Here is a 12,639-nt window from a genome sequence, read left to right as displayed (position 1 = left end):
TCTAGGCTTGGTGATCAGTTACCAAATATGCCCTGTGCCAGGCTACGCACACCCTGCTGTATCCGGTAGTTGGTCTCGCTGCGAACGGCGTCTGCAGCGGTGTTGGCCAGTTCGACTGCAGGGGTATTGGCTGCAGATCTACCGGTGATTGGGGGGGGCGTTGCGGTGATAGACGCCGTTTCGTATGGTGGGTGCGCTATTCATTGCGGGCGCATGGGTGATGGTCGGCGTGATGGCGGCATTTGCAGGCCGGAGCCCGGCGATGGCACCAGGGCTGAGATCAACTACTTCAACCCGGCGGTTTTGTGCGCGCCCCTCATCGGTATCATTGCCGGCTATCGGGCGTGTGGCACCCAATCCGGTAACCTCAATACGTTGCCCAACTATGCCTTGCGCTGTTAAAGCCGATTTTACGGCCAAGGCACGATTTAGCGACAGCTTCTTATTGTATGCAGCAGAGCCCACTTGATCTGTGTGCCCCTCCAGACGTATGCGGAGGGAGGGGTGCTGCTCCATAAGCTGGGACAGCGCCGTCAGAGTCGACTGCGCATCCGGCCGTAGGGTCGCCTGATTGAAATCGAAGGGTAAGTGCATAGCGAAATGTCCCTGCTGAATTAGGGCGTCAGCCATGCTTTCGCTGGTCAACTGTCCGGCATCGCTGCTGACCATGCCGCTTTGCATGGGTTTGATTTGCACGGCGTACACGGAGGCGTCCTGAGAATGGCCAAACAGGGTGTTGTCGTTGATAAATACAATAGTGCGTACACCATCCGTGGCGCGATGTTCGGCACTGAGCATGCGGCCATTCTCAAAGTTGAAAATTTCCGCGCCGCCGGTGTAGCGGGTTGGAGCGCCCCGCCAAAGTGTTGCTGCCACATCTGCGTCCGGGGTTCTGCAGCCATGATCGGCACATTGCCACAAGACGTGGAACCCCGCGCGCTGTAATGCCTGTTGGTAGTTGCGGATGAACTCCAGCGGCGAGCGATCTTCAGGTACTTTGTAACGAATGTACGTCACCTGACCCTCTACGGTCTCCGATTTGGTGAACCCCCTTTTGCCTAAAATCCCGAGGGGAATGGTGGCCTCGTCGTAATGAGCGGTTTTATAACTGTCAATGACGCTGCCAGGGTAGCGCCCCAGAAAGGGTAAATCCTGTCCGGGTTCGTCCAGTGCAAAGGCGGGGCCAGTGGTCAGAAGCAACAGTAAGCTGATTCGCAGAGTAAAAGTGCGCATGTTCTTCACTCCGATCGTGATGATTGGTGAGGGAAGGATCGCTTGCTGCCGGGTCTTTTGTTTTGGATGGTTTTGAGCAGGCGTGCCAGGAGCATCCGCCGGTTGGGTACTCCATGCCGTCTACACATGACGGCGATCCGGGAGCGGATAGTACTTTCACTTTGGCCAATCTGGGTCGCAATCTCGTTTTGACCGATACCCTCCACGAGCATTTGTGCAATACGCAAGTCAGTTGGGGTGAGCTCTGGATGAAAAGGTTCTTCGGTTTCGAGAGCTGTGTAGAGAATAAGCAACTCTGCCTGAATATTCTTGAGTTCCGTATTGCTCAGCTCCCTGGTGATTTCCAGGTGGAATAACGCGATCTGGGTAGGAGTGGGGTTGCAGAGGAGGCTCATCGCGAGTTGCGAGGACGTCGTGATGCAGTAGGGGTGTGGATTCCCGGATGTTGCCTCGCGCTGCGCCCGGACGATCAATTCTCTGGGCGGGGCAGGCCAGCGTCCCGTAGGGTAGCGCCACCAGGACGTGGTCCGCCAGCCTTTGCAGTGGCGGTGCAGGCGATAGACCTTGATTTGTCGGAACCAGCCTTGTTCCCGCCATCCTCTGGAGATATCAGAAGGTGATCTTCCCAACGCGTAGCACTTTAGTGCCTGGCCCGCACCGCACGCCGCGGGCTGGGCTAGTAGGTTCAGCCACATATTCGCTCCCTCCAATATGGAGAATTATATAATCTATGCTATGGCACGATGTTACCGCGCTCCGTGCTGATGTCAATATGTGGCGATGCTGTTCACTATAATTGCTCGTGTTGAAGTCATCATGCCGATTTTTTAGTGAAAATAATTAATAAATACAATATATTATTGTTTATTGTGTGTGATTGTTGAATGCCTTTTTCTGATTCGTGGATTATGTTTTAATGTTATGAACACGTTATTCCCAGAGTTAATGTGCAGAGTCTAACGTAAGATGCAGGGTGTTAGTACGATTTCTCTATGAATCGATAATCAGCCCAGAAAAATGGGTGGGGGGAGCGGATGATAAGCCATAATGTACTCGGTATTCTGGTATTCGCTGCAGTGGTCGGGCTTACTTTTGTGGCCCTGCTGGCAACCCGGCAGGCTTTGGTGACGGGGCGGACAACCTTCGCCCGCGACGGACAGGTCAGGTTGTCGGAGTTGTTCATCTTCGCGGACTCTGATCTGTTGTGGAAACTGAACGTGGCGGCGGTGCTGGTTTTGCCACTTATGGTCTGGCTGCTGCTGGACTTGCCAGTATTGGCCGTTGCGACGGCCATTGTCATCGCTTTGTTGCCCCGTTTTGTGCTGCGCTGGTTGCAGAAGCGGCGTCTGGATCGTCTGCATGCACAACTGCCGGATGCCCTCCTGATGCTGGCCAGCGGCTTGCGCAGCGGCGCCAATTTGCAGCAAGCCATGGAAGGGCTCTCCCGCGATCTGAGTCCACCCATCAGCCAGGAGTTGGCGCTGATCGTGCGGGAGCAACGTCTGGGGGTCGCCTTCGAGGACGCCATAGACCATCTGGCGCAACGGGTGCCGTCGCAGGATGTGCAACTGGTGTCTTCCGCTTTGCGTATTAGCCGGGAGGTGGGAGGTAATCTCGCCGACACGGTGGCGCGATTGGGGGACACCATCCGCAAGCGACTGATGATGGAGCAGAAGATCAAAGCGCTGACCTCACAGGGTCGACTTCAGGGTATGGTGATGACGGTTCTGCCAGCGTTGATCATCTTTGCACTCTTGCAGATTGAGCCACAGGCTATGGGGGCGCTATTTAATACGACGCGCGGCTGGGCGGTGCTGGCTATGGCCATTTTGTTTGAAGTGCTCGGCTATTTCTGGATCCGTAAAATCGTGAGCATTGAAGTATGAGCGCGTTATGGTGGGCATTAATAGCGCTTGTCATCGGGGTCTCCACTGGACTTTTTGTCTATGGATTGGGTGTGCTGGCGCGGCAGATGGAGCCATCACCGCGGGATTATATGGATCCATTGCCCAAAGGGTTGCGCCCGTTCTGGCCCTTGGTGCAGTTCATCCGTTCCACGTTGATTATCTTCATTCCAGACCGCCTTTTACTGCGTGTCCACCATCGATTACAAAGAGCCGGTATGAATTATTTGCTCAGTGCTAGAGAGTTTGTAGCGCTCAAGGTAATCAGCATGCTGGTCCCGCTGATTTTTGCCTTTTTATTCTATGCGGCATTTGGGCTTTTTAATCTCTGGCTGAGCTTGCTGGCCACGCTGGTGGGTGGTTTTTACCCCGATCTTTGGCTTGTTGAGCAGGCGAAGCGGCGGGGACGGCTGATTCTCAAGGAGTTACCCGTTTATCTCGACTTTATCACCCTGATGATTGAGGGTGGGCTGAATTTGACCAGCGCCTTGCAGGTGGCGGTGGACAAGGGGCCGCTGGGACCGCTGCGCAATGAGTTTGGCATTATGATCCGCGATTTGCGCGCGGGGACGCCGAAGATGGATATTTTCCGACGCTTTGGGGAGCGGGTTCCGTTGCCGGAAGTGCGGAGCTTGGTCAGCGCCCTGATTCAATCGGAAGAGCGGGGTGGTGATCTGGGGCCGGTATTGCGGGCGCAAGCGGAACAGCGACGTGAGGAGCGTTTCCTGCGCGCCGAAAAGCTGGCGCTGGAGGCACCGGTCAAGTTACTGGCGCCATTGGTTGTCTTCATTTTCCCTATCACCTTTTTGATGCTGGCTTTTGTCATCTACATGAAGTTTCTTCAGGAAGGCGGCTTTTGACACAACAAGGCGTAGTTTGTCGGGGTGATCAGGTGCTCTGGTCTGAGGTGCAGATGGCGGGCAGCTTTCTCGACCGTTTGCAGGGCTTGCTGGGCAAGGCCGGGCTCTCTGATCAGCAGGGGTTGTTGCTGACTGCCTGCGGGAGTGTACACACCGTGGGTATGCGTTTCCCCATCGATGTCATTTTCTTGGATGCCGATCTGAGGATATTGGCTTGTCACCCAGAGGTCAGCGCATGGCGCATGAAATCCTGCCGGGGTGCCCGCACGACGCTGGAGGTGGCGGCAGGCGGCGTTGCGCGTCACGGGGTGGTTCCCGGACAGCGTTTGACGTGGCGGACAGCACAATCACGGTCTTGACCATTTTAATTAGCCAGACTAGACTAACTCCATTTTATGGAGAATGCGATTACGATGCAGTCTGTCAATATGTTACAAGCCAAGTCCTCTCTGTCCCGCTTGGTGGAAGCCATCGAGCAAGGACAGGAGCGCGAGATCGTGATCGCCAGGAATGGCCGTCCCGCCGCCAAATTGGTGCCGATAGATACGGTCCTGTCTGGAAAGCGGATTGGTGTGGCGAAAGGCCGGTTCGTTGTGCCCGACAATATCGATGCGCATAACGATGCCGTGGCGCGCTTATTCATGGGCGAGGTGCAGTCCTGAACTTGCTGCTGGATACGCAAGTTGCCCTGTGGGCCATCACGGACAGTCCGAATTTGCCGCAGAAGGCGCGTGACATGATTCAGTCGCCCAGAACGACCGTTTGGGTCAGCGCGGCGAACGTCTGGGAAATTGCGATCAAGCATGCATTGGGGCGAGGCGATATGCCCGTATCAAGCCAAGACGCTGTGCGCTATTTTCAGGAGTCGGGTTATCGGTTTCTTCCTATCGAGGCAGAGCACGCGGTTGCCGTGGAAGAGTTGCCCGCGCACCATCAAGACCCGTTTGACCGCATTCTTGTGGCACAAGCGCTCGCGGAACCGATGCGGTTAATGACCCACGACCCGCTGGTGGCACTTTACAGCGACACAATCATTAAAGTTTAACCAGAGCTTGCAGGTGTGGGCATTGGGCAGACCGCAAATGTTAACAAGCAATAGGGTTTCATCCAAACTGGCCGGGTCAGGCTGAAATCGGTCATTCGCATTCGCATATGAAGATTCCACAGAAGCCAGCTGTCTGATACGCTGGAGCCATACCTGCTATGGCTCACAACGGAGCACCGATCCCTTTATGCAGAACAGTCAATCTCGAGAAGGTCTACCAAGATCACTTCATTCGCTCTTACACCATGTTACTTTTCGACAATTGCAGATATTTATGGCAGTTAGTCGTCATAAAAGTTTCACCAAAGCTGCAGATGAACTATTTCTGGCTCAACCCACTATTTCTCTCCAAATGAAGAAATTGGTAGAGGCTGTAGGCCTTCCATTATTTGAACAGATCGGGAAAGAGATTCGGCCAACTGATGGTGGGCAGGATCTTTATGCTGCTTGTCGTGACTTATTCCGCACTTTTGAGAATCTTGAAACACAGATCGCAGATCGAAAAGGAATCCGACGGGGTAAGCTGCGGCTAGGCGTTGTCACTACGGCCAAATATATTGCCCCAGAGTTGCTCGCCGCCTTTGGGGAAAAGTTTCCAGGCATTGAGTTCAGTATGAAGGTCAGCAATCGAGATGAGATCATCCAACGCATCAAGAATACTGAAGATGATCTCTACGTCATGGGCCAAGTGCCTACGGGTGAAGTGGATGTGGAGGCCATTCCCTTTGCGTGGAATCCACTCACGGTCATGGCACCCCGTGGCCACCCCCTTACGATGGCGGAAAAGCCCGTGCCACTTCATGCTGTCGCGGAAACTCCTTTTCTCATTCGGGAGCCTGGTTCCGGGACTCGCCACGCTTACTTGCGCCTTTTTGCTGAAAAAGGCCTAAAACCCAATGTAGCCATGGAGCTGAGTAGCAACGAAGCGATTAAACATGCAGTGGCCAGTGGTTTGGGGATATCCATCCTTTCCATTCATTCTCTTGCGTTGGAGGGAACCAAAGGACCTATAGAAATCCTTGAAGTGGAAGATTTTCCTATTCTGCGAAAATGGTATCTGGTCTATCCTCGCGGCAGATTTTTGTCGCTGACCGCTCAAAAGTTTGTGGAGTTCTCCGCATCGCAAGAGCAGTTTATTACAGACCGGCTCGTGAAGTTGTGGCCAGACTTGGCCAAATACCTCTGATACCACCGCACACGAACCCCCCAAGTGGGGCTGATCACCTTCTGGTCAAGCATGGCATTTATAATAATAAATAGGTATGATTTATAAATGCAATTTGAATAAATCCTATCGCGGCGTTACAGTCCTTCCCGGTCCTTTCATCCGAGGAGGCAGCAATGAATACCATAATCTCCATACCGTGGCTTACGGGCACATTTCTGGCGTTGATGCCGGCAGGGCTCCTCGTGGCGGCGTTGCCCGCCGTGCGGGCGACCCGCCATTCAGCCTTGGGTACCCGTTACCGTGTTCGCTGGGCAGCGATTGGGGCGCTGTTGGCGGCCCTGGCTGGCGATATCAGCTTTTTTCTGGGCGCACAAGGCGGTCTTGAAATTGCAATGCTGCCCCTTCCAGGCTTGTCTTTTGATCTCCCTTTTTCCATTGCAGTCAACGGGCTGACGTTGGTATTGGCCACACTTGTTTCCTTTGTCATTCTCATGATTGCCCAATACAGTGTGGAGTACCTGGATGGTGATCCCCATCAGGCCCGTTTTTTTCGCCTGTTGGCTTTCACCGGGGGCTTTTTCCTATTGGTGGTGGTTTCGGGGAACATTGGGTTATTCACGCTCGGGATTATTGCCACAGGCTTTAGCCTGCACAAGCTCCTCAAGTTTTATAGCGAACGGCCCAAAGCCATTATGGCGGCCCACAAGAAGTCTATCTTTAGCCGTACGGCTGACATTTTTTTGGTGGCGGCCACCGTGCTGATCGGTCAACAGGTCGGGAGCCTTCAGTTCAGCGCTATTCGGCACTTCGCTGAGCAAGCTGGGAATATGCCCTCAGTCTTGCAGCTGGCCGCTTGGTTGATTGTTGGTGCGGTCATTTTGAAAAGTGCCCACTTTCCTTTTCAGGGCTGGTTGATACAAGTCATGGAAGCACCCACGCCTGTCTCGGCTCTGATGCACGCCGGGGTCGTTTACAGTGGCGCAATTATTGCCCTGCGTACCAGCCCCCTTTTGGTCCGAGTCCCGGATGCGCTGCTTTTCTTGGGACTGGTTGGCCTGGCAACCGTCGTTATCGCCTCGTTGGTTATGACCACACAAACGGCGGTCAAATCCATGTTGGCATGGTCGACCACAGCCCAGCTGGGCTTCATGTCACTGGAGTTGGGGCTCGGGCTTTTCCCCTTGGCTTTGTTGCACTTAATTGGACACTCCTTGTACAAGGCCCACGCATTTCTTTCTTCAGGTAGTGTTACGGACCAACTGCGGCAGGTGCCGCCTGGAGGAAAGAAGATTCCCTCTATGACCTCGTGGTTGGCGGCGATCATCTTTGGGCTGATTATCTCTGGGGGCGGAGCCTGGGCTTTTGCGGAGAATCCACTACGAGATCCTACCTGGATCGCCTTGGTGGTGATCGTGGCCGTGGCAGTGTCGCAAATTTTGGTGAAAGGCTTTCAGTTTGATGCACTGCCTGATCGCTTTATAGCACTGCTGGTGGCTGCAAGCATGGGATTCACCTACCTGATTCTGCACACGCTATTCGTCTGGGGTTTTACGTCAGATATGACCAGATCCATGGTATCCGTCAGCACCCTGTATCTGTGGCTCGTGGGACTGGCGGCAGTGAGTTTCCTGATCTTGAGTTGGCTGCAGGGTCCGGGCCGAGCACTGCTGCCCCAAAAACTCCAACTGGTCCTTTTTACGCATCTATACAATGGGCTATATGCAGATGTTTGGGTTGAACAGTTCTCGCATCGGTTTTGGTCAGAAAGAGTGGGTGTGGAGTTGCCACGCAAAAATCTCGCTGTGGAATCGCTTCAATCTATTGCTCGTAATCAAGATGTTATAGGCCGTAATCAAGATGTTATAGGTCATTCCGGAGGTGTCCAATGAGTACGGTAGCTGCAGAAAACGCACAGCAACTTCTTGATCGGGTGATTCACCGGATTGCGCCGGTATGGCCGCTGGACAGCTTTGTGGCCGTCAATCCCTACTGGGGCTTCGCGGACCGGTCCTTCTCCGAGGTGGCTGCGCAACTGCAGGGGACGGTCGGAGAGCGGGTTATCATGGATCGGCGCTGGTACGCTGATCTTCTCCAAAATGGCAAGCTCAACATGGTCGACATCCTTCAAGCGACGGAGGATCTTGGTCTGGATGTCGATGAGGAGGGCTGGAGAGAGTATCTCCGTGAATCTTCTGAGTTACCCATGCGTTTGCCGCGTTTGCCGGAGCTGATGGATCTCCGTGGCCATGCCTCAGTTTCCCGATACGTGGTGGAGCAGATCAGCCACTTCCTTGCGGCGTATTATGATCGTGGGCAGTCGTTGTGGTCCATTCCCAAGGATCCCAAGACCGGCCTCTTTGGAACCTGGCGTCAATACACCCTCGCTGACCGAAGCCTTGGCCCTATGGGCCTCAGGCCCGTGCGGTCACAACTTCTCGCGTTGTCTTCCAATGGCGCAGCGGCCAGGCAGTGGGCGTTACGAACGATGGGGATCCCCCAGCCTGCGGAGGAGGCCTATCTCTTAGTGCTTCTCAAATCCATCGGTGGCTGGGCCAGCTGGTGCAGGTATCTGCTGTGGCAGGCAGAATTACAGGGAGGTAGTGATGAGGATCTGCTTGATCTTTTGACGATTCGCATGGTTTGGGAAGCGCTCTTACGGCAAACGGCTCAGTCGAAGGTGTTGGAACGCTGGCATCGCCAAATCCAGGCTTGGATCGTCGATGATAAAAGTGCGGATATGGAGGACGCCCGACGTGGAGAGGTGCTCCTGCGCGCCTCTGAAATCGCCTATCGTCGACAAGTAGCGACCAGCATCCGCCGCCAACCGGCAAAGAAAAAGAATTCAACCGCCCCTTTGGTACAGGCTGCTTTTTGTATTGACGTTCGTTCCGAGGTGTTCCGTCGCCACCTGGAAGGCGTTATGCCAACCCTTGATACCATCGGCTTCGCGGGATTTTTTGGTGTGCTGTTGGATTATCGCCGACAGGGGGATTATGCCCCAAGAACCCAAACGCCGGTTCTTCTCAATCCCGGGGTACATGTGATGGAACAGGGGACCAAGGCCATCATCGAGAGACGATTTCGGCGGCTACGAAGGGGGGCGGAGTGGAAGCATTTCAAGCTTTCGGCGGCGTCTTGTTTTTCTTTTGTCGAAACGGCTGGACTGTCGTATGTGGGCCGCCTTTTGGCGGACACCATGGGATGGCACCGACCTTCCATTCCTCCCGACGAAGCAGGGCTTTCGGCAGCGGAACGGGCCACGTTACAGTGTGTCCTGCCGGAATCCCTAACCCTGCAGGAACGTGTGGCCATGGCGGAATTCATTCTCACCGGTTTGGGTTTGAACCGCGGTGTGGCTCCCATCGTTCTCCTGGCCGGCCACGGAAGTTCCAACACCAATAACCCGCACCGGGCAGGACTGGACTGTGGCGCATGCGCCGGGCAGACCGGAGAGGTGAATGCAAAGGCGGCCGCCGGCCTCCTCAATGATCCACAGGTGCGTAAGTCTCTGGTAGACAAAGGTTGGGATCTGGATCCACGCTGTTGCTTCCTGCCCGCACTCCACGACACGACAACTGATCGGGTCGAAATCCTGGGTGGGATGGATGATCCCCGCTTGGATGCCGGACTCCTTGCCGAGTTGCGACAAGCTTTGGAAAAGGCGGCCAATCTCACCCGCTTGGAAAGGATGTTGCGTCTGGAGCCCGATGTACGGGACCCGGAGGCAGTGGCTCGAAACATGGCCTATCGCGGACGAGATTGGTCTCAGGTGCGTCCAGAATGGGCTTTGGCGGGGAACGCTGCTTTTATTGCCGCGCCTCGTTGGCGTACCCGCGAGATGAATCTTGCCGGCCGAGCGTTCCTCCACGACTACGATGTAGGGAAGGATCCGGACTTTGCGGTTTTAACCCTGATCATGACCGCGCCTCTAGTGGTGGCCAACTGGATCAACATGCAGTACTACGGCTCCATTGTCGATAACCAACGGCAAGGTTGTGGTAACAAGGTATTGCACAACGTGGTTGGCGGAACCATTGGTGTCCTGGAGGGTAACGGGGGTGACCTGCGCATTGGGCTGTCGGAGCAGTCCCTACGGGATAGTAACAGCGGGTTACAGCACGAGCCTCTGCGATTATCTGCCTTTGTTGAAGCACCCATAGAAGCCATGGATCGCATCATTGATGGTAACGGAGCCCTTGGCCAGTTAGTGAACAACCGCTGGTTAACAGTCATCCAAATCGCCCCCGACGGCAGTCTTTTTGAACGGCGGGCCGCAGGAAACTGGGTAAAGATGTAGTGGAGACCCCGACTGCTTTTCTCATATGGAGAGAATACATCATGGACACAATCAACGAAGAAATACGATCAGAAATCGAACAGATCGCTTCCGGCAAACTGGGTACCAAGGATCATCTTTCCAGTGTGGTCACCCGCCAAAGGGAACGACTCATGCAACTGCTGTACGCGCCCATGCAAAGGATAGCGGCACTAACCAGCCAGACAACTCACGCAAGTGAACAATCTCTTGCAAATGCCGATCAGTTGTCTCAATGGGCTACAGATATCCCTGAGATGACTTGGTTCCTTGCGGAGCGTTTATGGCCCAGTCCATTTGCCAGATCTTAAGACGTTCTAATCACGTATCTACGGTTATTGCGGGCGGGCAAGATACCGTTGGTCTGCAAGTACCTAACCACCCTGCAGAACATGGTTCCGACTATATATTCCATGATATCTATAGAACCTGATCAGACATTCAAAGTGGTGACTAGTTTGACAAGGAAGTTCTATTGGAAAACGGGGAAACATGGGTCTGAGCATTCAGAGCTAAACTTTCGCCAGGCCCGCAAGGGGGTGATAATTGAAAGGATCTTTGTTTTAAGTACGAAAAATGAACCTGGCGAGTTTGCAGAAATAATTGAGGAACAGACGCGAGCTGGAATTCATGTTTATTACATCTTTAAATAATCTATAGAAAATATTCTGCCTTATGCAAGCTTTGCTATTCCGCTTACACTGCCTTTCTGATCTGGAAAACCAGGATTGGACCGCTCCTATTCTGGTATGTATGGAGCCGACCAAGGCATCAGCCCAATCCTCTGCCGGTGCGGCGGGAGGAATGATGTCACGCATTGCGCGACCGCCTCATACAGTCCAAAATCCACCCTACACGAGGGGGACCCATGTTTGACAATCTGACCCAGAAACTGACCCAGACCTTCAAGAACTTGCGCGGCCAGGGACGGCTGAGCGAGGATAATATCCGCGACGCCCTGCGCGATGTGCGGCTGGCGCTGCTGGAGGCCGACGTAGCCCTGCCGGTGGTCAAGGACTTCATTAATAACGTCCGCGAAGAGGCCATGGGCGAAGCCGTGATCAAGAGCCTCACGCCGGGGCAGGTCTTCGTCAAGATCGTCCATGATGAACTGGTGAAGTTGATGGGCGCGCACAATGATCGCCTCGATCTCAGCGCGCGTCCCCCGGCGGTGATCCTGCTCGCCGGCTTGCAGGGCTCAGGTAAGACCACCACCAGCGCCAAACTCGCCCTGTGGCTCAAGGACAAGGAAAAGAAGCGTGTGCTGATGGTCAGTACCGACGTCTATCGTCCTGCCGCCATGGAGCAGTTGGCGCATCTCGGTAAAGATATTGCGGTGGATGTATTCCCCTCCAGCCCCGATCAGCAGCCGGTGCGCATCGCCCAGGATGCGGTGGAAGCGGCGCAGCGCGGCGTCTACGACGTGCTCATCGTCGACACGGCGGGGCGTCTGCACGTGGACAGCGAAATGATGGCCGAGGCGCAGGCCCTGACCGCGGCGGTCAAACCGGTGGAATTGCTTTTCGTGGTCGATGCCATGACCGGTCAGGATGCGGTGAATACCGCCAAGGCCTTTAACGACGCCCTGCCGCTGACCGGCGTGATCCTCACCAAGGCGGATGGTGACGCCCGCGGTGGCGCGGCCCTGTCGGTGCGGGCCATTACCGGCAAGCCCATCAAGTTCATCGGGATCGGTGAAAAGATTCGCAAGGGCCTGGAACCTTTCTATCCGGATCGTATGGCCTCGCGCATTCTGGGCATGGGCGACATTGTCAGTCTGGTGGAGCAGGTCCAGCAGGACGTGGACCAGGATCAGGCCCGGAAAATGACCGACAAGCTGCGCAGCGGCAAGGGCTTCGATCTGGAAGATTTCCGCGAGCAGCTGCGTCAGCTTGAGCGCATGGGCGGTATGGCCAGTATCATGGATAAGCTGCCCGGCATGGGCGAGTTGCCCGCCGAGGCGCAGAGCGCCATGCAGGATGGCAAGTCGATGCGCCGTCTGGAGGCCATCATCAACTCCATGACGCCCGGCGAACGACGTCATCCGGACATCATCAAAGCCTCGCGGCGGCGGCGGATTGCGGCGGGTTCCGGCACGACCGTCACCGAGGTCA

The 12,639-nt window shown here is 55.0% G+C and carries 12 protein-coding genes; 10 read left to right on the top strand and 2 right to left on the bottom strand.

The genetic code is table 11. The annotated features are described in order from the left end of the window. Positions 1–138 precede the first annotated feature (138 nt). Both HF921_RS00790 and HF921_RS00785 read right to left on the bottom strand, forming a co-directional pair. Entirely contained in the window at positions 139–1,233 is a 1,095-nt protein-coding gene (locus tag HF921_RS00790; protein WP_215891928.1) for an OmpA family protein, read from the bottom strand. Positions 1,234–1,238: 5 nt separating this feature from the next. Then, positions 1,239–1,928 carry a helix-turn-helix transcriptional regulator gene (locus tag HF921_RS00785; protein WP_064219597.1) on the bottom strand — a complete coding sequence of 230 codons (690 nt, stop codon included), beginning with the start codon at positions 1,926–1,928 and terminating at the stop codon, positions 1,239–1,241. Positions 1,929–2,267: 339 nt separating this feature from the next. On the opposite strand from HF921_RS00785, the gene HF921_RS00780 reads away from it, so the two are divergent. The 10 genes from HF921_RS00780 to ffh form a co-directional block, all read left to right on the top strand. Further along, positions 2,268–3,119 (top strand): type II secretion system F family protein, encoded by an 852-nt coding sequence (locus HF921_RS00780; protein ID WP_215891929.1) that lies wholly within the window; start codon positions 2,268–2,270, stop codon positions 3,117–3,119. Further along, complete coding sequence (locus HF921_RS00775) at positions 3,116–3,997, top strand: type II secretion system F family protein (protein ID WP_215893113.1); 882 nt, start codon at positions 3,116–3,118, stop codon at positions 3,995–3,997. Before HF921_RS00780 ends, HF921_RS00775 begins: the two co-directional genes overlap by 4 nt. Then, the gene (locus HF921_RS00770; RefSeq protein WP_064219595.1) at positions 3,994–4,356 is read left to right on the top strand and encodes a DUF192 domain-containing protein; all 363 of its coding nucleotides are present in this window, start codon (positions 3,994–3,996) and stop codon (positions 4,354–4,356) included. Before HF921_RS00775 ends, HF921_RS00770 begins: the two co-directional genes overlap by 4 nt. A gap of 54 nt (positions 4,357–4,410) precedes the next feature. Continuing rightward, on the top strand, positions 4,411–4,659 hold the full coding sequence (locus tag HF921_RS00765) for a type II toxin-antitoxin system Phd/YefM family antitoxin (protein ID WP_064219594.1): 249 nt from the start codon (positions 4,411–4,413) through the stop codon (positions 4,657–4,659). Between the two features lie 2 nt (positions 4,660–4,661). Further along, positions 4,662–5,042, top strand: a complete 381-nt coding sequence (locus tag HF921_RS00760) for a type II toxin-antitoxin system VapC family toxin (protein WP_226825257.1) — start codon at positions 4,662–4,664, stop codon at positions 5,040–5,042. A 187-nt stretch (positions 5,043–5,229) separates the two neighbouring features. Next, complete coding sequence (locus tag HF921_RS00755) at positions 5,230–6,228, top strand: LysR family transcriptional regulator (RefSeq protein WP_215860542.1); 999 nt, start codon at positions 5,230–5,232, stop codon at positions 6,226–6,228. A 224-nt stretch (positions 6,229–6,452) separates the two neighbouring features. Continuing rightward, positions 6,453–8,099, top strand: a complete 1,647-nt coding sequence (locus tag HF921_RS00750) for a proton-conducting transporter transmembrane domain-containing protein (RefSeq protein ID WP_319025464.1) — start codon at positions 6,453–6,455, stop codon at positions 8,097–8,099. Beyond that, on the top strand, positions 8,096–10,507 hold the full coding sequence (locus HF921_RS00745; RefSeq protein WP_215893111.1) for a YbcC family protein: 2,412 nt from the start codon (positions 8,096–8,098) through the stop codon (positions 10,505–10,507). Before HF921_RS00750 ends, HF921_RS00745 begins: the two co-directional genes overlap by 4 nt. Positions 10,508–10,548: 41 nt before the next feature. Further along, positions 10,549–10,836: a hypothetical protein gene (locus tag HF921_RS00740; protein ID WP_226834245.1), complete on the top strand. Its 288-nt coding sequence runs from the start codon at positions 10,549–10,551 to the stop codon at positions 10,834–10,836. Positions 10,837–11,393: 557 nt separating this feature from the next. After that, positions 11,394–12,639 (top strand): signal recognition particle protein (gene ffh, locus HF921_RS00735; RefSeq protein ID WP_215892933.1); only part of this gene is annotated, 1,246 nt, incomplete at its 3' end.

The organism is Acidithiobacillus ferriphilus, assembly GCF_018854775.1.
GTDB classification, from domain to species: domain Bacteria; phylum Pseudomonadota; class Gammaproteobacteria; order Acidithiobacillales; family Acidithiobacillaceae; genus Acidithiobacillus; species Acidithiobacillus ferriphilus.
This window is presented reverse-complemented; position numbering and strand designations above follow the sequence as displayed.